Genomic DNA, 24112 nt, shown 5'->3' with positions numbered 1-24112 from the left:
CGAGGCAGGGCTGGAGAACCGCCTTCACTCGGGCGGATTGAACTTGTTGATGCGTTGAGTTTACGTAGCACGTCATGACACGGGTGTCACGGTGGGGTTCAGCACCAGAAGCGACCCCCCGGATCTTTCGGTCCGGGGGGTCGCTTGAGTTTGATCGTCAGGCGGTGAGGGTAGATTCTGCGTCGGTGGTCTTGGCTGCTGGGCCGCCGCACATCGGTTCGAGCACCCGCGCACGGATCTCCTCGAGCAGGTCAGGGCGTTCACTCAGGAAGGCCACTGCCTTCTCCTTGCCCTGCCCGATCCGCTCGTCGTTATAGGAGTAGAAGCTGCCAGCCTTCTTGATGACCTTGAAGTTGGTCGCGAGTGTGACCAGGTCATCCATAGCGTCAAAGCCGTGACCGTACCGCAGGGTCAGCTCGACTTCCTTGAACGGCGGGGCGATCTTGTTCTTCACCGTCTTGATTTTCACGCTATGCGACACGGCGACGTTGTTTTCCATGTTGGACTTGCAGAAGTCTCCATCCGAGCATTGTCATAGGGATTTCCTGACCAGGACATACTTGGCCTGATGCCCATCGCCCTCAACCGATCGATATAGCACCGACTGGCGTATTGCGACCCCTGATCCGAGTGATGCAGCAGGCCAGGAGGAGGACAACGCGCTGTCAGCGCGTTGTCCAGAGCCGTCAGGGGCAACGCCACGTCCATCATGTTCGACATCGCCCACCCCACGATCTCGGGAGTAAAGCTGTCCAGCACACACGCCAGATACACGAAGCCCGCCTGCACCCTCACGTAGGTGAGATCGGCCTGCCAGACCTGATCGGGCCGGTCGGCAACCATCTCGGGCAGCAGATTAGGAAAGCGGGCGCCCTGGTGTGCGGAATCGGTCGTCGCCTGGTGCCGACGCTTGGGTCGGCACCAGAGTCGGCGTTCCCGCATCACGCGGAGGACACGCTTGTGGTTCGCCCAAAGTCCCCGGCGGGCTAATTCGCAGGTCACGCGGCGATACCCATAGCCGCTCCACTTCAGCACTACGGCCTCGATCTCCTCGGCCAGGGGTTGATCCCGGTCGGTAACCTGTGTGCCCTGCCGCTGGAGGTACCAGGAACGGCTGACGTCGTGCAACCGACAGAGGCAACGTACCGACACCTCAGGATGCGCGCCGCGCGCATCCTGAATCATTTGGTGCCGCTGTTCGAGCGGTACGTCGATAAGGACTTTTTTAACAGCGGGTTCTCCAGTGACAACTGGCCGCAGTACCGTTCCAGCTCTGCGATTCTCAGTTCAGCACTGCGATCTGTCGCTGCTCCATCGGTGAATGCGGCGACGCCGCGCGCCTCGACCTCTTTACGCCAACGGTGAATCAGACTTGGGGCGAGTGAGTGCTCGCGGCTGAGCTGAGCGGTACTGCGCTGGCCGGTGTTGATCTGGCTGACCACTTCAAGTTTGAACTCTCGGCTGTGATGACGTCCGGGCATGCTGACTCCTTCGCGGTATGGTCAGCGTAGCGGCTGACCAGGGCGAAGTGTCTTGCCTCGTGGCCCGGTAATGAGGGTGCACTCCAAGTAAGACGCATGATATGACCTTCGCCTACTCTGAGGGGAATGTGTGTCCTGAAGCGCGACACGAGCCGGGAGCCAGCCCTGTGACCCAGTCGGCCTGTTCTGCAACCCCGGCTCGACAGAAGGTGCGTTCGTGACCGAACCGGGGTTGAACAATGGCCAGGAGGCAGCAGATCTCCGCGTGACGCAGCTGAACGATGAAGTGGAGCGACTCATCCATCTGGCGGCCGCGGCAGGCAGCCCGGTGCCGGACCGAACGGCGCAGTATCTCCGAGCCTGCTTCAAGCACGGTGACGCGCCTCTCATTCCTCCGGAGGAGAGCGGACTTCCGCCTCACCGCGTGAGGGGCGCGGCCTGCACCGACCTCCTGACCGGCCTGCGTGACCGTCAGGCGTTTGACGAGGACTTTAACCTGACCCTGGCGCACTCCGCTCGGACCGGCGAGGCCGTTCATCTGCTGCTGCTTGATCTGGACGACCTGAAGGCCGTGAATGACACCCAGGGGCATGAGCAGGGCGACCGGCTCCTGCGTCTGTTCGCGCGGACCCTGCACCAGGAATTTCCGGTGCCGGCCAGCGTGTACCGCCTTGGCGGCGATGAATTTCTCGTGCTGCTGACTGGTGACCAGTTCGTGTGGAGTGAGCTGCGCGTCACCGTTCAGAACATCAATGGTCATCTGCGCGCGTCAGGGTTCCAGCAGGCGCGTGCGTCGGTCGGTCACGCGGCGTTTCCGGTGGACGCCGGCGCCCCCAACGACCTGCTGCGGCTTGCTGACCACCGCATGCTGCGTGACAAGATGGCGCACCGCGCCAAGCGCGGGCTGAGCTTATCGCGGGGGCCTGTCCAGGCCGAGGCGGGCATCACCGCTGAGATGATGTGGCAGGCGTTGCGGGCCACCTCGTCCCTGATGAGCAGCGACGTTCCCGGCGAGGACATCTGGACGCCGTTTTTGCGTGCCGTGATTGCCGCTGTTCCCAGCGCTGAAGCGGGAACGCTGTTCGTGCGTGAGGGTGACGCGCAGGTCCTCCAGGCTCAGGTGGGGTATTCGGACGCGTTGCTCGGCCTGAGGAACCCGGACGCGACCTTGCGGGCCTGGCATGGCGACGACCAGGACTGGGCGGCGGGGAAAGCCCGCGTGATCCGCGGCCGGGACATAGAGAAGTGGTCCGTGGCCATTCATCAGCATTCCGGATCCGCAGCGCTGGTTGACACGTACCGGGAGCACGGTTCCCTTTCGGATGTCCGCGCGAGCCTCAGCGCTCCCGTCGTGGCTGACGGCCGCGTCACCGCTCTGATCAACCTGGAGAGCCTGTCGTCCGATCAGGCCTTCGAAGCCCACGAAATGCGGCTGGCGGAAGAGTTCGCCGCGCAGGCGGGCGCCATCCTCGCCGTTCATCACCGCCGCGCCCGTGAACACGCCCGGACTCGAGAACTGGAAGTCCTGGCCGACGCGAACTTCGCGCTGCGTCACATTCACCGTCAGGATGAACTCGAACGGCGCCTGGTTGGTGAATCCCGCGCGCTGCTCGCTACGGAGCACGTGGCCGTGGCCCGGTACGACGCCGCTCGTGACGCCCTGTCACTGGTGGCAGGCTCAGGGGCGTACGCTGAACTGGAGCACATCGCGATTCCCCGCGGCACGGGACTGACCTGGCACGCGATTGACGGCGCTGAAGTGCAGATCGTCCAGGACGTGCTGGGTGACGCCCGGATCCATCAGCTGACGCACGCCCGGGCCGGAGCGATGCTTGTGGCGCCGCTGCTGCGTGCCGACGGCGGACCGATCGGCGCGCTGCTTGCCCTGCGGGAAGAGCCGCGTACCTTCACGGAACTCGACGGCCGGCTGCTGCGCGCCCTCGCGTCCGCCGGGGCGCTGGCCTTCGAGCACCTCTGGGCGGTCCAGCAGGAGCAGCGGCACACCCAGGAATTTCGGATGCTCGCCGATCTCTCGTCGCAGCTCAGCCACTCTGAGGATCCCATGCAAATCGCACGCGAGTCCCTGGCCAGCTGCCGCTCCTTCCTGGGCGCCGATGCTGCGGTGTTCAACCTTCCTGACAGACAGGCGGTGATCTGGGACGGCACCTGGCCCGCCGGATCCGCCGAACTTCTGACACGTTTCACCCAGGCCGAAGGCGCGGACAGTCTGATCAAGCTTGTTGGAGAGGCGGCGTTCCTGACGGGCACCGCCGGTGACTTCACCGGGGCAGCCGCGTGGTTGGCAGCTGCGGGGCTGCGCGGCCTGGTGATTGTTCCCGTGTGGGAACGGGGAGTCAACGTGGGAACCGTGGCTATGCTGTGGACGCATGCACTGGCTGAACTGCCGCCGGCGGGCGTACCACTCACGATGCGTGTGGCCGAACTGATCGGGCGTGCGCTGGACCGCGAAGCGCACATCGCGGATATTGCCGCCACCCGCGAAGGCGCCATGCTGGCCCTGGGATTGTCGCTGGAGCTGCGTGACTTTGAGACCGCGGGTCACACCGAGCGGGTCGTGGCCCTTGCCCTGCGCCTAGGGCAGGCTGTGGGCCTGGATCACGCCGCTCTCGAAGGCCTCCGCCAGGGCGCATATCTGCACGACATCGGAAAACTGGCTGTTCCTGATCACATTCTGCTGAAGCCAGGTCCGCTGGATCCTGCCGAATGGGCCATCATGAAAAGTCACGCGGGCATTGCCGACACGCTGTCGCGCCGGATCCCAACCCTCCCGGACGAAGCGCGGCAGGTCATCCGGCACCACCACGAGCGGTGGGACGGCGCCGGGTATCCGGACGGCCTCGCTGGAGCGGACATCCCGCTGGTGGCCCGGATTTTCGCGGTGGTGGACACCTACGACGCCCTGACGAACCAAAGGCCTTACAAGCCGGCCTGGTCCGCCAGCGAGGCCCTGTCGGAAATCCAGCGGAAGTCGGGTGAGATGTTCGATCCGCGGATCGTGAAGGTGTTCTGCGCGTTGGCTCGAGCGTCGGGCCTGCCGCCGGAACACAGGGCCGGCGCGCATTACCCGCAGAAGGAAACCCCGTGACACCTGAGATGCTCTGTAGCGCGGCCGTCGCTTCAGGCGCGTCGTCGGGCGCCACGCGCCGCTCCCGACGGCTCGTGAAGGGCCGGTTGTGACGCCGGCCCTTCCACCATCCATGGCGGCCCTGAAGGACGAACTTGCGCAACTTCAAGGGCAGATCAGCCGGGCAGGCGACGTAGCCACCCAGGCTCTGTTACACCGGGAGGCGACCTATGTGGCGCTGGATATCGGCGACACGGGCGCTGCACTGTCCCACGCCCTGTCCTGCCTGGAGCTGGCCCGCGCCAGCCACGACCTGCCCCTTCAGGTGAAAGCTCACGTGACCCTGGCAATCGTTCAGGCCGAAGGTTACGATGATCTGGGAGCCGCGGAGCAGTTCCGCGCCGCTGAGAAACTGGCCGAGCAGGCCGGAGATCACCGCGGCGTGGCCCTGGTGGTGATCAATGCCGCTCATTACCTGATGGAGCGCGGGCAGTACCTGGAGGCCGCCACCCGACTGCACGACCTGTGGCATTCCCCTCACGTGGATGCGCTGGACCTGCCGGAATCCGTTGAGCTCAGGCAGGCGTTCCACATCAATTACGTGGTGAGTGCCACTGAAGTGCTGATGCCGGAAGCGTCCACAGACCACGACGTCCTGAAACCGCGCCTCGCGGAGTCTGCCGGGGAGCTGCGAAGGCTGAATGCCCACCGGGGCAACCTGACGAATGCACTGCGTACCCTGGACGTTCTCGACGCCTTGATGCGCCACGCCTTGTGCGAGGGCGACCTGACGGCCTCACGGCAACTGGCCGACGAGTTTGTGCACCTGTCGTCCGGGGTGGGAAGCGGCACCATGTCCGGACGTGCGCTGTTCAGCCGCAGCCGGCTTATGGCACGCATGGGCCAGTGGGCGGAAGCGATTGACGACGCTCAGGCCGCCACCGCTCATTTCGCCCGGGATCATCAGGACCTGTGGGTGATCCGCTGCCGTGAAGCGCTGGCGGATGCTTACGCGCATACGCGGCGGTATCACGAAGCGTTCGAGATGCAGCGTGCAGTGACCCGGCAAGTGGAATCGCTCTACCGTCAGAACCAACAGCAGCGGGCGCTGCTCGGGCAAATCACGCAGCAGGCCCGGGAAGCAGACGTCCGGGCGGCAGCTTTCGCGGAGGCTGCCCTGCAAGACGCCCTGACTGGGATTCCCAACCGCGCTTACGCCATGCAACTGCTGACCGACCTGCACACTCAGGCGCCGCATGCTGCCAGCATTGCCGTCGCCCTGCTGGACCTGGACCATTTCAAACAAGTGAACGACACCTGGGGCCACGCGACAGGTGACCTGGTCCTCAGCCGAGTGGCGCAGACACTGAGGGCCGAAGTGCGGGCCGGCGACAGCGTCGCCCGATTCGGTGGTGAGGAGTTCGTGGTGATCCTGACCGGAGTGACGCTCGCGGAAGCCCAGGAGTCCTGCGAACGCCTGAGGCGCTCCCTGACGGGCCTTGACTGGAACGGCTTCGCTCCAGGCCTGCACACCTCCGGCAGTTTCGGTGTTGCCCTGCTCGACCGCCAGCGGGACCTGAAGGCCACGCTGCTCGCCGCCGACACCGCGCTGTACCAGGCGAAAGCAGCCGGTCGCAACCAGGTCCGGGCAGTATCGGAGCCCGTCCAGCGGTAACCTCTCCGAGTCGCGCCGCCCGTTGTGCCTGAATGGCCGCGTCCGTCTTGCCTTGGCACAGCAGGGCCACGGTCAGGTTGGCACTTGCCTCGGACAGCTGCGGGGCAGTTTTTCATGCGGCGCGAAGCTTGCCTTCGGCATCGGCCCAGCAGCACCAGCGCATGGCCGCGGTTGTTCAGGGCGATCGCGTCAAGCAGAATGCCTATCGGTGCCGTTTCAAACTTCAGTTTCGCCGCGCCGTCCAGTAGTGTCAGGGCCTCGTTGGGCCGCCGTAGTGTATTCAGGACACCGGAGGCGTTGACCAGGTGCTCGGGATTCAGCGGATCCAGCCAGGACGCTAGGAACGCCAGCGCCGTCGTATACGGATCTTCACGGAGCAGGGCCCCTATCGCGCCACGGGCCAGATCCGTCCGGCGCGACCCGGCACTCTGGTCAAAACTGCTGACCGAGTCCGCACCACCAGCACGCTTGATCAGTTCACGGACGTGGCGCTCCGCATCCTTGAGGGAAGCGAGCTGCGAGCCGGGTTCATCTGGTGTGATAGGGGAGAGCGGCGCCTTCCACAACAGAACCGTCCATGGCCGCTCCAGGAAGTAGAAACGTAACCCCCTTCCCGCGTGAAGTGACCACACCGATTTCCAGCAGGTCTTTAAGGGCGAGCAGCATGGCTCGCATCTCGCGATGCAGACCATACACCATGAGTGGCGTCGTCAGTCGGGAAAATGATTCCGGCCAGCCCTCAATGACTGCAGTCACGCGCGTGCCGTCACCGTACGCTTCAAACATGTAGTGCCAGGCATGCGGCACCGGCTTACACAGTGAGAACAGCCGCAGTGACAATGGATGCTCGGTAATCGAAAGTCGGTACCGCAAGTCCACCCGTCTACCCAGAATGTTTGTAATGAGGAGGAACTGTCCATTGTGTGTAAAGGTCGCCCGACGGATCCCGTTCACCTCTAGGACCCTGCGCATCCAGTTCGGGGCGTGCTGTGGCTGGCAGGCATAATCAAACACGGCTTGAGGGGGACGCTGGATGTCCTGATGAAGTTTGATACGAACCATGCTTGTGGCGCTGGCTAGCGGGGACAGGCTCACTGCTGAATTCGACCCTTACTCCTTCGCTGTTTCTCTGCTTTCTGCTGCTGCTTCACGCTCGAGCTTGCGGACTGGATGGCCTGACTGCGCGACCAGCCGGACTTGCTTTGGTCGAGTAACGTTCACCTCCTCGGCACCGGACGTGATCAGCGTAAATGAGGACGGCGTGGCCACCGCCAACGTCGCCACCGGATCCAGCAGCCTCACGGCCACCATCGGAGGCGTTACCTCCAGGCCGCTCCTCATGAGCGTGGCGCGCACAGCTGAGAACGCCCTGGTCGTCAGCGACGCGCAGATCACCACGGCTCCCGTGCTGGTCGCTGGTGGTGCGGAAGGATCCGCACTCGGCGCGCGCTACACCGTGACGCTCCAGGATGTTGGGCAGCCGCAGCCTGGCCAGGTGCTGCTGGCTACTGGCGAGCGGCCCATCTCCGGCCGAGTGATCAGCACTCATCCCAGCCGGGCCGGAACCGTCGTGACGCTGGAAACCGTGCCGCTGACTGCACTGTACCGGGACCTGGACGTCAGCGAGCGCGTGCGTGTCGACGCGGCGAGCCTCGTGCCACTCAGCGGACCGCAGGCGCCCGAGCAGGTCCAGCGCCACGCTGACGGCAGTGTCACGCTGACGTACCGCCTCCCCAAAAGCACGAAGGATGGCAGCCCCATGACGACACAGTCCGAGCCCCTGCCGGGGGACGCCGACCCCGTCCTCCCCGGACCTTTCGCGAAACAGGAGTTTGATGTCGGGCCGTTCGCGTGCAGCAGCACCCTCGACGTGCTGTTGTCCGGCGATCTCATCAGCATCAAGTTCGAATCGAAACTCGACGTGGATTTCACCACGAACATCGTGAACCACGAACTACAGGCACTGACCGCCCTCGTGAGCGGTGAAGCAGTCGGCACCATCACTGGTGGTCTGGATGTGGACCTGGGCGTTCAGGGTGAACTGAAGTGCCGCGCCGTGTTCGCCCGGGTGCCCGTCCCGCTCACCGGTCCGCTCGCCACCGTCATTGCGCCCACCGTGCCCCTTGGCGCCGGCTTCCAGTTGGACGGCAAGTTGAAGCTCGGTAAGGTGCAGTTCGCTCTGGAAGGCAAGCTGGGCGGAAAGGTTCAGTTGGGCTTCGCGTACGACCGCGTCACCAGTACCGTGCAGCCAACACGTGAGGTGACCCCGGTCGGTGGCGTCAACCCAGTCGTGAAGCTCCTCGGGCCTGCCGAAGCGGTACGTCTTGAAGGCGGACTGGGCGTGCACGCCACCACTGGTCTAGATATCACGGTGCTGCCCTGGCTAGGCGCTGGCGTACCCGCACTCCAGACCTTCGATGCGACGTTCGGCCCGAGGCTGGAAGGAACGCTGGCTCCGGCATCGACTCAGGCTGCCGCGGGTGATTACGCGTCCAATTACGCCCTCAAGTACGTGGGAACATTCGGGCCGGCGGACGACCTGCAGAAGCTGCTTGGCGTGTTCGGGACGCGGAATCAGGCGAAAGTATTCAACTTTGCTCCACTGCTGGATGTCACCCTGGCCCTGCTCCCCGCCCTCCTGAGCTCTGGTGGTCACGCCCCATCCAGGGCAGCTACCGGAGGCCCGCTTGCACGGCGTCACTGGCGTCTTGATGGATTGGCTGGCCTGACCGAACTGTGCGCTTTTCATCTGCCGGCGAGCACTTCTCCAGCAGCACATCCAGTAGGCTCCTCTTCCTCCCATCGTGCCAAGCTCCTCTTACTGCGTCGGCTTCCGCCTGAGCGCCACGTTTCCCAGTCCGCGTGGTGGACAGTTGAGTGCGGGTCGTCGGAGATTCCAAGGAACGTGCGCTGGTCTGCCGGGGGGCATCATTTGCCATTCCGCCATCATTCCCCCGCTTCGGTACGCTCCTTGAGGGAGTGGAAGTGAAACAGGATGGGGCTCATGATGACCGCAGGTCCCTGCCCGCCCAGACCCTTGCGCTGACGCGCCAACATGAATGGTACGCGACGGCTCTTAAGGTCGAATGGGCGGGTGTATAAACACCCCGCTTTCCTTACGCTGCATGAAGTCGCGCCTTCGTCTGATATACGACAAGTGGACTAGACTTGTCACCTTCAATGAAGAAAACAACGGAGCGGTACATCGCGAAAAGTGTGTCGGGTGTGGGCTGGCGGATCTGGAGTACGCCAACAGAGCAATGGTGGGGGAACGCCTTCCAGGCGTACCCCACAGCTCTGCTCGAGGAACTGAACGGCCCGAAACGCACGGACCGGCTCCTGGAGCTCAGTCGTCAGGGCAACATCCGCTCCTGAGAGGTCATGGGCGGCGCAAGACGTGAATGAAGCGGACGCCATGCAACGTCGGCTTCAGGCAACCTTCCAGTAATGCGGCGTCCGCGTGACGTACAACCGCACACTCAAACTGGCCGCGCTGGATGGCCTGAAAGGATTCGCGCCCAAGGACGCGGCTTAGCTTAGTCGCATCAAGCGGTGTCAGGGCGTATGTTAGCTACACCTAAGCGGAAGCTCGGGGGCAGTGCCGATGCCGAACTGCGAGAGGCGAGCGCGGAACTTCTCATCGGTATAGGGCTCAACGATGTGGCTGATGCCGACGTTCGAGGAGTAACGCAGCACGTTCTGGATCGTCAGGCGCGGCCGGGTAAACCGCGACACCTGTCTTCCATGCGTAGGTGTACTGCTCACTCAGTGCGTCATAGGTTAAGCCGCTGCTCCCCGCACTGATGGTGGTCTCGATCGCGGCCACGGGATCAGTCACGCTAAACGGAACCGTCACAAACTTCGGAGACCCTGCGGCAAAGACCGCCATTCCTTTATTCCCACCCAGCTTGAACTTGACCGGCACGCCACTGCCAGCCTTGGTAACGTTCAGGACCGGCAGGTTGTCTACTGGCTGCAGGAATCAGGAATATCGGAATTTTTCTTTCACCACCAACTTGGCGCATCCGGCGGTTCCGCGCAAGATGCCTGCGATGGCACGCACACACAGGTTGAAAGAGCCTGCCTTGGTCAGGTCCGTGAGTTTGACCCTCACCGCCTCGCAGACCTCGTCGAACGTGCCGTCAAGAGCTGCCATCCAGATAGTACTCAGCGCCGGTCAGAAGCGAGCCAGGCGTGATCGCCATGGGCCGAACCTTCCCAGCTGTTGAGACCGTTTCAGAGCGCGGTGCCGCTCAGCAGGGCATTGAACCGGTAGTAGAGGGTCACAGCGTCGGCCCTCCGGTTGCTGAGCGCGATGAGCGTGTAGCCCGACGCGGGGTACACGAACAGGACCGTGCTTTCGCCAGGCGCGCCGCCAGGATGTCCGAAGTGCGCGTGGTTGCCGATGCGGTTCGTAACGAATCCCAAGCCGTAGGCGCGCTTCAGCGCCCCGAATTCACCGACATCCACCTGCGGCGAAGTGAAGCTCCAGCGCGTCGTGGCCTTGAGGAGCGTTCCCCCGACGAGCGCGTTGGAGAACTTCAGAAGATCGCCCGCCGTCGCCACCCAGTCCCCGGCGGGGCTGGCGCGATCCACGCGGACGGCTCCGTTAGTGCGCCCGTCCGGTAAGAAGCCATCCACGAGGCGCGGCGCGCGGCCCGTGTTCAACTCGAAGGCGCCGCTCTCGGTCATCCCTGCGGGGCGCAGGACGCGGCGCTCCACCTCTTCGTAGTAGTCGCGGCCCGTGACGCGCTCGATGATGGCGCCGAGCAACACGAAGTTCGTGTTGCCATACAGATGCGCCGCGCCGGGCGCGTGTTGACGTGGCGGAACTGGGACGCCGAGAAACTCGCGTACGGTGACGAGGGGTTTGAGAAGCGCGAAGTCCTGGCTCACCAGGCCAGACGTGTGCGTCAGGAGGTGACGGACCGTCACACCGTCGAGGTCGAAATTCACGTTCGGGAGGTGTTGGCGCACCGGGTCGTCGAGGGTCACGAGCCCTTCTTCCACGAGTTGCCCGATGACGACGGCTGTGAACATTTTGCTGAGGGATGCAAGCGGGAAGCGGCTGTGCGCGGTGATCGGTGTGCCTCGGGCGTCGGCCGTGCCGTAGGCGCGTTCGAGGACGGGCACGCCGTGCCGGGCGAGCAGGACCACTCCGGAGAAGTGTCCCTGCGCGGCGAGCGCGTCCAGGGTGGCGCCGAAGCGGTCCGTCATGTCGTCCGAGGTCGTGTTCGCTGCTGCGCCGGCCGGGTGTTTTGTCATGGCGTTCGCTTCCGGGTGTGCCACGCTGAGCAGCAGCAGGGCCGCGAGGAGCGGCGCCACGCGGCGCTCGCGATTGGTAGGGGTCATCTCATCCTCCTCTGTGACTGTTTTCGGAAGGTGCGAACCGACCCGAGCTCGTCAGAGGCACTGGTCCGGCCGGCGGAAGGGTGGCTGAACCTCCGCCGAGTGGGCGAGCTGCACTCCTTTGCATGAACATCGCGCGGTGTCGACCTCAGCAGGTTCGGAGGCCAGGCACCGATAGGGAGCAGCTTTGGATTCAACCCCCAATTCTGGTTACTTTTTCTTTTGCGACAGAGTACTTGCCGCCGACCGCCTGGACGTTTTCCCGGTATCTGAGCTTTGCAGCACATCAGAGGCGTCCTGAGCGGCCCTAGTCCCGGTTTTCCGCCCGGCGTTCACTTGCGAGAGAGCACTGCCCGCCGCGCTTTTGGAGGCTTTGCTGGTCCGGCCATCCTGAAGGGTCTTTGACGCGGCGGTTGCTGCACGGTTGCTGGTCTTTTTTTCTGCCATACGGTCAAACCTCCCGAAGGACGAGACGCGAACGATCAGCTGGACAGCTCCACCTTAGCTGGATTGGCGGGGCCGTGTGTCGCCGCTGCGCATGCCCAGCTCATGTCACCTCCTCGCGCAATCCTGACCCTGCTTCCCGTGGGCTGGTACGTCGTGAGCTACGACGCGGTCGCGAAGCCTGCGAGCGCGCCAAGTCTGCCTGCATGGACGGCAGGAGCGGACGAGGATGCCGAAGCCATCCTGGAGAACGAGGTGGCCACCGATAACGTCGAGACGGTCCGGCAGCTCATTCCCGTATACAGCCGTGATGAAAGGGCATACCAGCGGATGTTCCAGGAGCTGGACCGGGTGAACCTGGCTGACTTCGAGGATATTGAGTTGAGTGACGCCGCCCAACTGAACGTCAGGGGCTGGGTGTCGCATTACTTTGCTCCGGGCGATCGGCTCACCCCATTGCATCAGGATGTCCTGTCAGTGGTACGTCACCGCGCCCGGAATGGCGCGTGGCCTCAGTTCACCCCGTTTGAAGCGCGCAAAGACCATAACATCGAGGAACTGGCGCGGGAGTTCGCATTTACGCGGCAACTGTCGCGGCGGGCAGAGGATCAGGCCTTGCGCGAAGAGTTCGTGAGTCCCGACCGGCTGTGGCAGACGTTATACCGCAATTACGATCAGTTCAAGCGTCAGTACGACGCCAGTGTGAACCGCTTGCTGTACCTCCAGGACCACCCGGAAGAAGTTTCACTCATCGAACCAGAACTGGAGCCTGTAGAACCAGAAGAAGTGCCCGCGCACCTGATGGAAAGGGATGGAAGCGGCGTGGGTGCAGCCGGTTCTGAACCAGGCGCATGCGTTCTGGAAGCTGTGTCTTTCAGGAGTGGCCTGTGGACGTACGGATGGTGTGGTGGGTGACGTGCGTGTCCTGATCCTGACGGTGACTGGTCACCCACCCGAGCTTCTCCAGGTGCGTGAGGTGGGCGTGCTCGTCGGGGCTGTAGTCGCCGTCGGTGTGGATAGCCAGGGCGTCGTCGCGTTGCCCGCTGCGGGCAGCTAGCCAGAGAAAGAAGTGCAGGGCGCTGCCGGCGGGCGCGAGGTCGGCGAGGGACTCGAGGTTGAGTTCCATGGCGGTGAGCAGGACAGGTGACGGGGTAGGGCGGAACTGGAAGAAGTAGTCGGCGCGGTGGGATCGGGCGGGCGCGAGGAGGTCGAGGTGTGCTCTGTTGGCGTACTCGGAGAGTCATGCGCTGCCGACGGCGTAGGCGCGGTGGGGGGAGGCAGCGGGGCCCCGGGTGATCCAAGGGCCGAATTCGACGGTATTGACGCGGGTGATGCCGTGCTCGTCGGCGTGCTGTTTGATGGCGTCGATGACGTACTGCTGGGAGTGGGGCCAGCGGGGGCGGGTGTGGTCGTAGCTGTATCGGCGGGAGAGGCGGACGGGCGCGGTCGCGTACATGGGTGTCCTCAGGAGGGGAGAGTGGGGGTGTGTGGGTGCGGCGTGGTGCTTCCTGAGGGTGCGGGCTGTTGGTTGATGGCAGAATGTATCTGCTGTCGCACCCGTTACTCCCCCGCGCCTCTCGACCTGCTCTTGAAGGGGAACGTCTGACTGAGCAACCGGCCCCCATTGATCAGGACTGAACATCTGCGATGTGAGGAGTACGCTGGAAAGTGATCTCCGGAAGCATTGACCGCGACAGGCGAACCTCGGGCGCCTGCCCGTCGCGTGAGCTTATGGCGCAACCGACCGGAGCCTGCGACCCAGTGCCACGCGCACCAGGGGGACCCATGCGAATGCGCTCCTGACCGCCGCCCTGTCCGTGCCAGCACCAGCCCTGCGTCGGCGGCGCCGGTGCCCGATCCACCCTGCGCCAGTGCCTTCAACGGATGGCCTGCCACGCAGGTTCAGAGGAGATTCCCGATGAACACCCGCACCCTTGCTGCCGCCGTCACCCTGAGCGCCCTCACCGCCTGTGGCAGCACCCAGCTTGCGACTCAGCCCGTGCTGACCACCCAGGGCGTCCGCACCACCACTCCCAAGAACATCCAGATCTCGGGGCGCGGGGTCTTCGACGAGAGCGGGAGCATTTGCCCGGGCCCTCCTAGCATCTATGCCGACTTCGTGGACTACCTGCCGATCGTTCTGAGCGGCAGCTTGCAAGGCTGCTGGTACACGAAGGTTGACACCTCCAAGGAGACACCGAGCGGTGTCTACCTGGAAACCGGGAGGGAGGTCTTCGTCGGCAGTCTGAATGGCGGACCGAGCGGAGTGTTCGCGATGACCTACAAATTTGAGGGCAAGTTCGATCCGGCCACGGGCACGCAAGTCCATGGACGTTGCCAGCACCCCCTGGTGGCGGGCAGCGGAACCGGCGGTTTCGCGGGTGCCACCGGGCGCCTCAACTTCAAGGACATTGTGGCTGACGGAAGCTACATATACAGGGGTCACATCAGTATTCGATGACCGACTGATTCGCGGCCGTCGGGGCCGTCACTGCTGCTGGTGGACGTTGAGTTCGGGCGCGGAGAGACACTCTTTGCACTGGCGCAGGGCTTCTGGGACGGTCCCTATGAAGGCGCCCCGGCAGAGCCCGACGGCGGCTTGCTGGTGCGGGGCAACGGAGACGGCACCTTCACGGTCATAGCGTCGCTGGGGCCTGCCGTTTGGAGCAGATTGACTCCGCAGACGACAGGTGGCTCAGTCTCCAGGCCCCACCCCCTACGGACGCCTTAAGTTCAGGTGAAATTTTCTCCGATGACAGCTGGCATGGGCGTCTCGTACCTGAAGCTTCCAGCATCACTTTTCCTGAAGCCTGGATCAGATCTCCAGGTTAGAGTTTCACGCTGCTCGGCAGATTCTACACCCATCAGATAACTGCTCATTTCAAGGGCCTTATTGATCAGGGCCATTTCACTTACCAGCTGGTCAATGTCTGCTGTCAATTCCAGGCTGGATCGGCTCTGTAGTTCTGCCAGGCGATCCAGGAGGGGCTGATCATGCAGATCACCTGCCAGTGCCCGGGCTGTTTCAATCACACGTGTCAGCAGGGCTCCAGTCATACGTGCAGCGTAAGGCCCTCATTCTCACACCGCTCTTATTCAGGCAAACCTTAACAGGCAACCCATGTCCTCCCAGAGGTCTCTTGGTCCGACTGATACGACCGCAACCTCATCGACCGGCGGAGCTACGCCTCACGGTGCTGCTTGTCCTCCAGAATTCCAAAAACCGCTCTACCTGCTCGATAAACAGTCCAAAGTTTTGCTCTTTCATCAGATATGAACTCGCATGACTTCCGCTGTGCTCATCAATCGAAGGGCGACGGCCTGCTCCGCGGACGCCTGTCCGTCAAAGGTCAGGTAGAGCGTGCGCAGGTCGTCCGGCAAAGACTGCCCGAAGGCTGCTTCGAGACGGGTGACCTCACCCGCCTCGAGATCGCGGGCCATCAGATAACGGCTGAACGAGAAGAATCCCAGATGGGCATGTTGGTGGACCACCCAGCGTTTCTGGCCAGCGACCGCCTGCGTCACGCCTGCCAGGTAGCCCTCAAAGTCAGGCTCATCCACTTTCACGGCAGGGATCTCGATTCCGAAGTCCTGACGCAGCCGCAACGCCAGGGGTTCGTTCCCTGCCACGTCATCCCCGCTGTACACCAACCGGTAGCCCGACGAGACGTTCTTGCGCTCGAGCGTCACGGGAATCAGGAATATGGGGGCGTAGCGCTTCTTGTCACTGTCCGGGCTCTCGTACCATTCGAGGAAGCCCACACCCATGTACAGCGCATGCATTCCCTGCTCCGGCATGAGGGTGGCCGCCACCCCGTCCATACCTTCGCTGTCATCAGAGTAATTACAGATACAACACAAGCCCTTCTTCATCAAAGAACATCGTGATTTTCCTGACAGGAACCTCCTGTACTCTGTGAGAGTCCCATTAAAAAGCTAAGTGCCAGTGCCTTCACCGCCACGTTCACCATTGATCCTACCTGCTGTTCTAGCTGAGCAATCAGACGACGCAGCTCTTGAAAGCCGCAATGGGACGCCATACCTTCACTGCAACTGGAGTTGCTCGGCCGAAGTACCTGCTGCTGCAGGGCTACACGATCGGAGTGGGGACGACATAAATACCTTCGTACCTATTCCCGATGTGCCGGAAACTTCAACAACTAATCCAGCGGCCACCCCGTCACGCTCTACTTCGCACGTGCACGGCACACATGCACCCCACCACCCTGCAAACAGAGGACCTCTATGCCCCATAACCTCCTGCGCCACCTCATCACCGATCTCAGCCTCAGACCCACCGCTTACAAAATTCATACCCCCTCCGGCCCCATCGACCTCGACCACCCCCCAACCAACCCAGGCCGCAGCGACACATTCACCCTCACCGGCCCAGCAGGAATCGAAACCTTCGTCGTCGGCGGACCCCGCGCCTACGGTCGCGGCGGCTCCTTCAACCTCGGCATTCCCGCCGACCGCTACCTCCTTACCCAAACCGTCCACCCCTCCACCCTCAGCCAGAGCGGCCACCTCAGCCTTCACACCCAGCTCGACGACGCCGGCTTCATCCTCACCACAGGCAAGACCTACCACCACCTGGACACACATCTCACCCCCCTCACCGCCCGTCACTCGGACGGCCGCCTTCTCTGGTTTTCAGAAACCCGCCGCCAATCCTTCGGCCTTCCCCTTGAGCACTACCTCCACTACGGCTCACAGAGGATCGCCGCGCTCAGATACCACGAAACCCCCAGAACTGTGAAACTCATGGCCCTCACCGACATCGAACTCCGAGCTCGCGGTGTGAACCCCAGCACTCTGCCTGCCCTCCTGCTGGTCAGCGCGTGGACCCTGCGCGAGGAGACCCTTGATGCCATCCTCCAAGGTGAAGTGCCCGAAGCCGCCTTCCTCCCCCCCGCCGATTTCGAGTGGAATCCCACGGCGTACCAGCAGCTGCACCTCAGCCTCACACGTGAGGACATCCAGCGTCAGGCCAACAAAGCCACACTCGCCCGCCCTGCCTGAACATCCTCATGAGAACGCAGGGCCTCACCTTCACTAGGTGTACCCCAACTGTTCCATACAGACCTATGCCGCAATCACTAGACCACCTTATTGCGCCCAGATTGTTTGGCTTCATATAAGCGGGCGTCCGCAAGACGCAGAAGATTGTCCTGCTCCTCCGCTTCCTCACCGAGCACAATCCCCACGCTGACCGTGACGGCCAGCTCGGGAGCAATCTCGTTCCAGCCATGAGCAGCAACCGCTTCGCGAATGCGTTCCGCCACCTCCCGAGCCCGAACTGCATCCGGAACGGCCAGCAGGACCGCGAACTCTTCCCCCCCGATCCGGGCGACAGCATCGTCTGCCCGCGTATGTTGACTAAAGAGCTGCCCCAGCTTGATCAGGACCTGGTCACCCACGGGATGACCAAAGCAGTCGTTCACACTCTTGAAATGATCCACGTCAATAAGGGTGACCGCAAACGATGTGCCGTCTGCTTTCTTTACTGCAAGATCACGCATAAACTGACGCCGGTTCGCCAGCCCGGTCAACGTATCTTCGCTGGCCAGTCGGGTGAGTTCCTCCGCCTGCCGCTGCATCACCGAATGCGCCCGGCGCAACTCGTCATTGGTCTGACGGTGGGACTCGGATTGCTCACGTTCACGGTCAAGTTCCTGCTGCAGGATGAGCAGCTGAGCATGCCGGCGTGACTCTTCAAGCTGCACCTTCATCGCCAGTTCGTGAAATTGTTGGAAATGACGAAGTGCTTTCTCGAAGTTCCCTTGCTGAGCAAGCAGTTCACTCAATTCCTGATGGGCGAGTTTGCACGGCCCTAGCAGGTCCGCGTCCTGCGCAATGCGCAGTCCCATCTCGAGGTGGTGGCATGCATCCTCGAGTTGTCCCAACCGCCGGAGAGCACGGCCGAGCGTTGAGGCAGATGTAGACGCCAGGTAACTGTCTTTGACATGCTGCGCAACCTGGGTTGCGCGGATCAGGTGTTCGTAACCTGCCTGGACATCTCCTGTCATGGCCAGATGTTCGCCCAAGGTGCAGCGGAGGTAAGCTTCCCAACGGTCATAGCCTCCAGCGACTGCTTCATCGAGTCCCTCTTTGAGAAAGTGTTCTCCTTCTTCCAAGCGCCCGAGCTGCAATAAGGTCTGCCCGAGGTTCTCCCGCACCAGAATCCGGGAAAAGTGCAGGTCATGCTCAACCGTGACAGCCAGGGCCTGTCCAAGAAAAGTCAGGGCATCGTGCGGCGTGCCGAAGTGGTTGAAGTTCGCCCCGATATCGCATAGCAGGACCGCTTTGAGGGTCGGCGAGTGCACATGGTCGAGCTGTTTGAGCACTTCTTCCTGATGGACGAGCGCGCGGCCATGGTTTCCCACAAGCAGGTGGGCAATGCCCATCAGGCTATGGGCGTGGACCAGGTGCTCCTGGTGCCCCGCCCGTTCGGCATACTGGTGCGCCTGATGTGCCTCTTGCAGAATCATGGGCGTGTTACTCGCACTGACTGCCATCCTGGCAGCCAGACAATGTGCGCGGGCCTGGAGGGCTGGATGACCTAGACTGCCATCCTGGCAGCCAGACAATGTGCGCGGGCCTGGAGGCCTGGATGACCTATAGCCTCCGCGAGGTAGGTCGCCATCCGGACGTGCTCATGGGCTTCGGTTGGCTTCTGTTCCATCAGGGTCCAGGCCAGCGCCAATCTGGCACGCACTTCGACCTCGGGCACCGATAGTTCCTGTGCACGGGTGATCACTTCATGGGACAGGGAAACACCCCGGGGATCCTCATGAGCGCTGGCGTGTTCCACTTTGAGGAGTGAACCTTCGAGCGTGTCCATCATTTCCTCCGGCTCAGGTGAGGTAGGTCAACCTGGGGCGTCCAACATCGAATCCTTTCGGGTACTCAGCGGGGCATCCATATACGAAAGTTGGGTTACATTGTCTGCGAAACAGGACATCGTGAGCTATTCCTGTACCCACGGTATACATACCTGGGTAGGACACTACATTTCTGGAACCTGCTTCATATGCCCTTCGTCATGACCCTTGACAACATGAAGAAATGCTTGTACAACGCCTTCATCCAGTAACGAGCCAGCTTCCTGGCATAATTGTTCGATAGCAGCTTCATGGGTCCAGGCCTGCTTGTAAGGCCGCTCACTGGTCAACGCATCGTAAACGTCCACCACGGCAAACACCCGCGCTGCCAGTGGAATATCTGTTCCGCTAAGACCTAAGGGGTAGCCACTGCCGTTCCAGCGTTCCTGATGATAACGAACCACGTCCAGCGTTGCAGCCGGGAGCGATGGAATGTGGTGTAGCATCTCGAAGCCAATTGAAGGGTGACGCTGTATCACCGCCCATTCCTCAGAATTAAGTTTGCCGGGTTTCAGAAGGATGGTATCGGGGATTGCAACTTTGCCTGTGTCATGGAGGAATGCTCCCCAACGCAGGGCATCAAGGTCGGGGCCCATAAAGCCCAGGGCGCGCCCCAGGAGGTCGGTCAGGTGCACCACGCGGTCCGTATGGCCCTTTGTCTCGTAATCGCGATATTCCAGTGCCAGCCCGAGAGCACGCAATGTTTCCTCCCGGGACGTGTTGAGCTGTTCAAGGTGACCAGAACGTTCCAACGCGTGGCCTAGCCGCACGGCCGCATTGTTAAGGAGAAGCCGGGTTTCGCGACTTGTCTTCACGGCCTGGGTGCTTCCAAAGACCAGGACGACATCCATCGCTCCACCCTTGGGAACGGGCAGGACACTGAACGAGCGCCAACCGTCACGGGGAAGTGGCTCCGGAGGCGCCATGACCGATTCATCGTCGGCTACCACAACCAGTTCCCTGCAATGCAATGCCTTCTGCAGAAGGGGACTCAGGGGAAGCTGACCCAGACCCTCAGCATGGTTCACCGGCATCCCTGGAGGCTGACCTTCTACGGCCAGAACTGACGGCTCCCCTTCGTCGATCCTGAGCGCAAAGCCATATTCATACTCGGTCAGGGTCAGACACCGCTGGAGAGCCTCCCTAACGACGGTCAGCGGGTCAGTCAGGTGTTCGAGAGACACGGTGAATTCCAGCAACCGTTGGTAGCGGTCGAGCTGGGCCTTGACCTGAAACTCGGCATGTTTTCGCTGCTCGATATCCCGCGTGATGGTGATAAACGCGGCCACCTCTTGGGTAATCTGATCCCGCACCGCTTTAAAGGTTGTCTCTACCCAGACCAGTGAGCCGTCCTTGCGTTTAAGGCGGTATTCGAACGTCTCCTGGGTGAAATCTGGAGGCAGCTGGCGCTCAAATGCCGCCGCCAGCACGGATCGGTCCTCCTCGAACAGGAGATCAAGGGGACCCAGGCAGAGGAGTTCCTCACTCTCATAGCCCAGCAGGTCGCTGGCATTGGGTGAGCAATACTCAAGCTGACCATCCGGAGCATACTGCCGAACGAGGTCACCCGCGTTCTCGGCCAGGCGCCGAAAATTCTGCTCAGTCTCCTGAAGGGCCTCAACAGATACCTTTCGAGCTCGTTCCGCTTCAATGCGTTTGCTAACGTCCCGCGAATTAACCAGAATTCCACGGATATGCTCATTGTGCCGTAAGTCTGTGGCGACACTCTCCAGCCAGATCCAATGACCTTCACGGTGGCGCATGCGCAGAATCTCGGAAATCGGTTCGCTCCCGGGTTGCAGCTGAGATAGAGCCCTTTGAGCGGCAAGATGATCTTCAGGGTGCAATATGTCGAAAACACTTACACCGGTCAGTTCTTGGGGGGTGTACCCCAGAATGCGCTCAACGCTGCCGCTTTGATACTGGATGACTCCTTGCCCATCACTCACTGTCACGATGTCGGAGCTGTTACGGTTAACGGTTCTAAACCAGATTTGCTGATGATCAACTTCCTGTTGAAGCCGGGCACGATCCAGTGCGGGCGCACACAGGTCCGTGACCGTCTGCATGAATTCCTGCTCATCCGCTTGGAAAGTCCGGTCCTCGATAAAGGAAAGTGTGACGGTGCCCAGCACGCGTTCGCCAATCAACAGGGGGAGCACAGCGGTACTCTTGAATCTCAGTGAATCGGTGAGTTGAGTATGGACAAAGAGCGTTTGAAAGCAGTGGTCACCCAGAAATACTGGCTGGCGGGTCCGGATAGCCTGCCCTATCGGGGTCTCCTCGTCCAGGGGAAATTGCTCCCAGCGCAAGGATGTTTCCTGGTCGTCACCGTTGTCGCCGATAACTGTGACGTGCTGACCGTCTGCGCTGATGATGCTTACCCCACCCGCAGCTGCGCCCAAAGCGTACAGACCAACATCGAGAATGGTCCTCACAACCTCGTGGACGCTCTGGATTGCGGTGAGAGAACGCGTCATTCGTCCTAGGGCATCACGGTACGAATCGCGGCGGCGCTCGACCGGCCGGAGTTGCAGGATGAGGGCACGCACGTTCGGATCGAGTAAGCGGTGCGTGGCACGTCCAGCCAGCCATCGCCATACTCCATTCGCATCCTGAACACGGAAACGTGGAAGATCGGTCGTCCTGCCAGGATTAACTCGATACAGTTGCTCGATGAGTGCCGTTCGGTCTTCAGGGTGCACCAAGTTAGAGGGATCTTGATTCCCTGCGCGCCCCGCCAGATCACCGAGGGTCGTGAACGCAGCTGGATTGACATAGGCGAGACGCCCACGAACATCCAGAAGCAGAGTAAGTTCCGGGGCAGTCGCACTGAGAGAGGTTAGGAGTTCGAATCCGGCGGGGACGCTCAGTGTGGTTGAACAGATGAAAGGTTGACCGTACGCAGGCGTAATGGCATCTCTCCTTCTCGTGCCTTCTGTACTTGGGCATGACGTTTACTGAGTCTTCAGAAATTTTGCCAAAAGAAGTATCTCGAGAGCCTTACTCCCCCTGACAACCCCAGACGGGTACAACATCGGGGGCCTCGCGGTGTACGACCATCACCTACGGTCATTTACGCCTGAGGAACAAGCCTTCCTGCAGGACCTCGCGGCCATCATCATCGACGACCTGGAGTTGCGCCTGATGATCCTTCACTGGAAACAGGCCCAGGAATACAGTGAATTTCAATCCCGTCATGATGCCCTGACTGGGCTACCCAACAGGATGCTGCTGCTCGACCGCGCGGAGCAGGCCTTACTCCAGGCCCAGCATCACGGCACGGCCGTCGGTGTGCTGGTCCTGGATCTGTAAGGTTGTACCGGTGTTGCGTACTTCAAGTTAAGCGGCGGTTGGCTGTCTGGCAAGATGGCGGGCTTCAAACCGTCACGTAACTCAAGCGGTCCCTGTGGCTGGAGGGTTGAGGGGAATGGACATTCAAAGACCTCCAGGAGTGAGGGACGTCAGCAAGGGAGCATGCTTCTGGTCTTAGTGTGGCTGCATGTGGGTGGGTGCGGCAAGAGGGCGCGGTGGGGGCCTTCGTGTGGTAAAGAGCACAAGAGACCGTGTCTGGCGTGTCAAGGCAGGTATTCGACGGGGCGCGTGCCTGACCTGTCCTTGGAACTGCGGTGGCTTCAGCTCAGGCCTGACCTGCTGGTTTCGGAGAGGAGCGCCAGGAGAAGCAGGAGGTTGATCCACAGCAGGATGTTGGTGGCCCGTTCCACGCCGGGGTGGGGTGAGCTGCGTCTGCGTTTTGAGCGTTTGCGTCCGGGCACGGGTCCGCAACCCTAGCAAAGGGCAGTCTGGAGCGCTGAGCCCCGAGTTACGGTTGCACAGGCGCACGGTCCGTGCGGGGTGCATTCAGGGTGATGACACACCCTTGTACACATGCCAGACCGGGAACCGTGTCGCCTGACCCACCGTAACCATTTGTGATGCGATCAACTTTGCAAGTCCTGAGCCTGACCTTCGCCTTAAGTGGCGTCGTTCTCGGCGGCGGTGCCGCCGGCCCCTCTCCCGTCGACGCGTACGCGGTCTTTGACACTGGTGCCCGGCTCCTGCGGACCTATTACGCGGGTCCCAACATGGGCCTGGTGGACAGCCTCCTGACCAATCAGCGCAAGGTGCTGGTCACGCGCTGCGCTACCACGACCCCCTGCCCGCTCTACCTGGGCCGTGACGCCCTCGAAGTCGTCATGAATGTCTTCCGGTACCAGGACGGGCACAACAGGGTGGATTGGGAAGCAGGTCCGCTCCCCAAGCACAACGCTCAGCCTCAACCCGTGGCCCCTCCGAAGCGGGTCTGGACCGGCATGCTGGCCCGGCTGCTGTCGCCTGCCGACCTGCTGGTCGTGCACGTGGATCATGGAAGTCCCGCGGAGCGCGCTGGACTCCGGGCGGGTGACGTCGTGCTGGCGGTCGGCGCTCAGGATGATCTGGGCGACGCGGAACTGCGCTCCTCTTTCCTGGCGGACGTTGAGAGAACGGGAGAGCCTTTCACTCTTCGCGTGAGGCGCGGAAGCGCTGAACGCACCGTGACGGTGGCTCCGGCCCTCTGGACGGCGGGTGGACAGCCCAGCCTGCGCTGGGAAGGTAAGAGCGCCATCATCAGCGTACCGTCGTTCAACCTGGGTTCAGGCGCGGCGTTCAATGCGCTGGTGACCCGCGCGGTGACTCAGGGCGCCAACGGGCTGGTGGTGGACCTGCGCTGGAATCCAGGGGGAGGCATCAACGAGTGCCTGGAAGCCGCCCAATCCTTGGCGGGGGAGAGCGTGAACCTGATGCTGGTCGGGCGCAGCGGCCTGCCGGTCTATGAGTGGCGCACCAGTGCAGAGGCGCAGGCGGCGCGGTCGCGGACCGCGATGCGCTGGAATGGCCCGCTGGCGCTGCTGGTGTCGCCCTGGACGATGTCTTGCGGTGAGGTGTTGGCGTACTTCAGCCAGCGGGCCGGGGGGACCGTGGTGGGCAGCGAGACCAGGGGCGTGATGAGGACGGGAATGAGGGGCTTTGACCTGCCGGGCGGCGGCGTGCTGTACATGTCGATCGTGCGCGGCACACTAGATGGGCGGGTGCAGCTGCCGGGCCGGGTGGTGCCGGACGTGGCCGTGACGGACGAGGATCAGGAAAGCCGAACGGGCCGGGATGCGGGTCTGGACGCCGCGCTGAAGGTGGTGCGCAGCCGATAGATGGATGC

Annotated in this window: 21 protein-coding genes and 2 pseudogenes; 9 read left to right on the top strand and 14 right to left on the bottom strand. The window is 62.3% G+C overall.

What is annotated here, in order from left to right; genetic code table 11:
* Positions 1-157 precede the first annotated feature (157 nt).
* The 3 genes and pseudogenes from IEY49_RS16545 to IEY49_RS16535 form a co-directional block, all read right to left on the bottom strand.
* Positions 158-490 (bottom strand): annotated as a pseudogene (locus tag IEY49_RS16545) (recombinase RecA); the annotation flags it as partial.
* Positions 466-1185: an IS3 family transposase gene (locus tag IEY49_RS16540; protein ID WP_189010775.1), complete on the bottom strand. Its 720-nt coding sequence runs from the start codon at positions 1183-1185 to the stop codon at positions 466-468. The gene IEY49_RS16540 and the pseudogene IEY49_RS16545, both read right to left, overlap by 25 nt.
* Positions 1182-1481, bottom strand: coding sequence for a transposase (locus IEY49_RS16535; protein WP_189010774.1), 300 nt, complete (start codon positions 1479-1481; stop codon positions 1182-1184). The genes IEY49_RS16540 and IEY49_RS16535 overlap by 4 nt, the downstream gene beginning before the upstream one ends.
* A 265-nt stretch (positions 1482-1746) precedes the next feature.
* On the opposite strand from IEY49_RS16535, the gene IEY49_RS16530 reads away from it, so the two are divergent.
* On the top strand, positions 1747-4587 hold the full coding sequence (locus IEY49_RS16530; protein ID WP_189010773.1) for an HD domain-containing phosphohydrolase: 2841 nt from the start codon (positions 1747-1749) through the stop codon (positions 4585-4587).
* Between the two features lie 88 nt (positions 4588-4675).
* On the top strand, positions 4676-6241 hold the full coding sequence (locus IEY49_RS16525; RefSeq protein WP_229780870.1) for a GGDEF domain-containing protein: 1566 nt from the start codon (positions 4676-4678) through the stop codon (positions 6239-6241).
* A 528-nt stretch (positions 6242-6769) separates the two neighbouring features.
* Here IEY49_RS16525 and IEY49_RS16520 read toward each other — a convergent pair.
* Positions 6770-7336, bottom strand: a complete 567-nt coding sequence (locus IEY49_RS16520) for an SRPBCC family protein (protein WP_189010765.1) — start codon at positions 7334-7336, stop codon at positions 6770-6772.
* A 166-nt stretch (positions 7337-7502) separates the two neighbouring features.
* Here IEY49_RS16520 and IEY49_RS16515 point away from each other — a divergent pair, with 166 nt between their 5' ends.
* Together IEY49_RS16515 and IEY49_RS16510 are read left to right on the top strand one after the other, a co-directional pair.
* A complete protein-coding gene (locus tag IEY49_RS16515) occupies positions 7503-9230 on the top strand; it encodes a hypothetical protein (protein WP_189010762.1) in 1728 nt (575 codons plus the stop codon).
* 191 nt (positions 9231-9421) lie between these two features.
* On the top strand, positions 9422-9616 hold the full coding sequence (locus tag IEY49_RS16510) for a hypothetical protein (RefSeq protein ID WP_189010760.1): 195 nt from the start codon (positions 9422-9424) through the stop codon (positions 9614-9616).
* A 192-nt stretch (positions 9617-9808) separates the two neighbouring features.
* Here IEY49_RS16510 and IEY49_RS21540 read toward each other — a convergent pair whose 3' ends face one another.
* The 3 genes and pseudogenes from IEY49_RS21540 to IEY49_RS16500 form a co-directional block, all read right to left on the bottom strand.
* The gene (locus tag IEY49_RS21540; RefSeq protein ID WP_229780869.1) at positions 9809-10006 is read right to left on the bottom strand and encodes a penicillin-binding transpeptidase domain-containing protein; all 198 of its coding nucleotides are present in this window, start codon (positions 10004-10006) and stop codon (positions 9809-9811) included.
* 28 nt (positions 10007-10034) lie between these two features.
* A pseudogene (locus IEY49_RS21935) lies at positions 10035-10166 on the bottom strand (hypothetical protein); the annotation flags it as partial.
* A gap of 311 nt (positions 10167-10477) precedes the next feature.
* A complete protein-coding gene (locus IEY49_RS16500; RefSeq protein ID WP_189010758.1) occupies positions 10478-11593 on the bottom strand; it encodes a serine hydrolase domain-containing protein in 1116 nt (371 codons plus the stop codon).
* 546 nt (positions 11594-12139) lie between these two features.
* On the opposite strand from IEY49_RS16500, the gene IEY49_RS16495 reads away from it, so the two are divergent.
* Entirely contained in the window at positions 12140-12949 is an 810-nt protein-coding gene (locus tag IEY49_RS16495) for a hypothetical protein (protein WP_189010756.1), read from the top strand.
* Here IEY49_RS16495 and IEY49_RS16490 read toward each other — a convergent pair.
* Together IEY49_RS16490 and IEY49_RS16485 are read right to left on the bottom strand one after the other, a co-directional pair.
* Positions 12909-13160, bottom strand: a complete 252-nt coding sequence (locus IEY49_RS16490) for a hypothetical protein (protein WP_189010754.1) — start codon at positions 13158-13160, stop codon at positions 12909-12911. The two genes, IEY49_RS16495 and IEY49_RS16490, sit on opposite strands and share 41 nt — an antisense overlap.
* A 114-nt stretch (positions 13161-13274) precedes the next feature.
* Positions 13275-13490: a hypothetical protein gene (locus tag IEY49_RS16485; protein ID WP_189010752.1), complete on the bottom strand. Its 216-nt coding sequence runs from the start codon at positions 13488-13490 to the stop codon at positions 13275-13277.
* 462 nt (positions 13491-13952) lie between these two features.
* Between IEY49_RS16485 and IEY49_RS16480 the strand changes: the two genes are divergently transcribed.
* The gene (locus IEY49_RS16480; RefSeq protein WP_189010750.1) at positions 13953-14495 is read left to right on the top strand and encodes a hypothetical protein; all 543 of its coding nucleotides are present in this window, start codon (positions 13953-13955) and stop codon (positions 14493-14495) included.
* 272 nt (positions 14496-14767) lie between these two features.
* Here the strand turns inward: IEY49_RS16480 and IEY49_RS16475 are convergent, their stop codons facing one another.
* Both IEY49_RS16475 and IEY49_RS16470 read right to left on the bottom strand, forming a co-directional pair.
* Complete coding sequence (locus tag IEY49_RS16475; RefSeq protein WP_189010748.1) at positions 14768-15091, bottom strand: hypothetical protein; 324 nt, start codon at positions 15089-15091, stop codon at positions 14768-14770.
* A 210-nt stretch (positions 15092-15301) separates the two neighbouring features.
* Complete coding sequence (locus IEY49_RS16470) at positions 15302-15856, bottom strand: DUF4011 domain-containing protein (protein WP_189010746.1); 555 nt, start codon at positions 15854-15856, stop codon at positions 15302-15304.
* 423 nt (positions 15857-16279) lie between these two features.
* On the opposite strand from IEY49_RS16470, the gene IEY49_RS16465 reads away from it, so the two are divergent.
* Positions 16280-17056: a hypothetical protein gene (locus IEY49_RS16465; RefSeq protein ID WP_189010744.1), complete on the top strand. Its 777-nt coding sequence runs from the start codon at positions 16280-16282 to the stop codon at positions 17054-17056.
* A gap of 77 nt (positions 17057-17133) precedes the next feature.
* On the opposite strand, the gene IEY49_RS16460 is transcribed toward IEY49_RS16465, so the two are convergent.
* The 3 genes from IEY49_RS16460 to IEY49_RS16450 all read right to left on the bottom strand — a co-directional run bounded on the left by IEY49_RS16460 (position 17134) and on the right by IEY49_RS16450 (position 21470).
* Positions 17134-18441, bottom strand: a complete 1308-nt coding sequence (locus IEY49_RS16460; protein WP_189010742.1) for a GGDEF domain-containing protein — start codon at positions 18439-18441, stop codon at positions 17134-17136.
* A 155-nt stretch (positions 18442-18596) separates the two neighbouring features.
* On the bottom strand, positions 18597-18878 hold the full coding sequence (locus IEY49_RS16455; protein ID WP_189010740.1) for a hypothetical protein: 282 nt from the start codon (positions 18876-18878) through the stop codon (positions 18597-18599).
* Positions 18879-19043: 165 nt separating this feature from the next.
* Complete coding sequence (locus IEY49_RS16450) at positions 19044-21470, bottom strand: PAS domain S-box protein (RefSeq protein ID WP_229780868.1); 2427 nt, start codon at positions 21468-21470, stop codon at positions 19044-19046.
* Positions 21471-21969: 499 nt separating this feature from the next.
* On the opposite strand from IEY49_RS16450, the gene IEY49_RS16445 reads away from it, so the two are divergent.
* Positions 21970-22233: a diguanylate cyclase domain-containing protein gene (locus IEY49_RS16445; protein ID WP_229780867.1), complete on the top strand. Its 264-nt coding sequence runs from the start codon at positions 21970-21972 to the stop codon at positions 22231-22233.
* 620 nt (positions 22234-22853) lie between these two features.
* Positions 22854-24104, top strand: a complete 1251-nt coding sequence (locus IEY49_RS16440; protein ID WP_189010738.1) for a S41 family peptidase — start codon at positions 22854-22856, stop codon at positions 24102-24104.
* Positions 24105-24112: the final 8 nt, after the last annotated feature.

This window comes from Deinococcus malanensis, assembly GCF_014647655.1.
GTDB classification, from domain to species: Bacteria; Deinococcota; Deinococci; order Deinococcales; family Deinococcaceae; genus Deinococcus; species Deinococcus malanensis.
This window is presented reverse-complemented; position numbering and strand designations above follow the sequence as displayed.

What these genes read in the sequence shown, in the direction of transcription:
- IEY49_RS16540 (WP_189010775.1), bottom strand. Translation starts at nt 1,185, where the DNA reads ATGATTCAGGATGCGCGCGGCGCGCATCCTGAGGTGTCGGTACGTTGC.
- IEY49_RS16535 (WP_189010774.1), bottom strand. Translation starts at nt 1,481, where the DNA reads ATGCCCGGACGTCATCACAGCCGAGAGTTCAAACTTGAAGTGGTCAGC.
- IEY49_RS16510 (WP_189010760.1), top strand. Translation starts at nt 9,422, where the DNA reads ATGAAGAAAACAACGGAGCGGTACATCGCGAAAAGTGTGTCGGGTGTG.
- IEY49_RS16500 (WP_189010758.1), bottom strand. Translation starts at nt 11,593, where the DNA reads ATGACCCCTACCAATCGCGAGCGCCGCGTGGCGCCGCTCCTCGCGGCC.
- IEY49_RS16495 (WP_189010756.1), top strand. Translation starts at nt 12,140, where the DNA reads ATGTCACCTCCTCGCGCAATCCTGACCCTGCTTCCCGTGGGCTGGTAC.
- IEY49_RS16490 (WP_189010754.1), bottom strand. Translation starts at nt 13,160, where the DNA reads ATGGAACTCAACCTCGAGTCCCTCGCCGACCTCGCGCCCGCCGGCAGC.
- IEY49_RS16485 (WP_189010752.1), bottom strand. Translation starts at nt 13,490, where the DNA reads ATGTACGCGACCGCGCCCGTCCGCCTCTCCCGCCGATACAGCTACGAC.
- IEY49_RS16480 (WP_189010750.1), top strand. Translation starts at nt 13,953, where the DNA reads ATGAACACCCGCACCCTTGCTGCCGCCGTCACCCTGAGCGCCCTCACC.
- IEY49_RS16475 (WP_189010748.1), bottom strand. Translation starts at nt 15,091, where the DNA reads ATGACTGGAGCCCTGCTGACACGTGTGATTGAAACAGCCCGGGCACTG.
- IEY49_RS16470 (WP_189010746.1), bottom strand. Translation starts at nt 15,856, where the DNA reads ATGGACGGGGTGGCGGCCACCCTCATGCCGGAGCAGGGAATGCATGCG.
- IEY49_RS16465 (WP_189010744.1), top strand. Translation starts at nt 16,280, where the DNA reads ATGCCCCATAACCTCCTGCGCCACCTCATCACCGATCTCAGCCTCAGA.
- IEY49_RS16460 (WP_189010742.1), bottom strand. Translation starts at nt 18,441, where the DNA reads ATGGGCATTGCCCACCTGCTTGTGGGAAACCATGGCCGCGCGCTCGTC.
- IEY49_RS16455 (WP_189010740.1), bottom strand. Translation starts at nt 18,878, where the DNA reads ATGGACACGCTCGAAGGTTCACTCCTCAAAGTGGAACACGCCAGCGCT.
- IEY49_RS16440 (WP_189010738.1), top strand. Translation starts at nt 22,854, where the DNA reads ATGCGATCAACTTTGCAAGTCCTGAGCCTGACCTTCGCCTTAAGTGGC.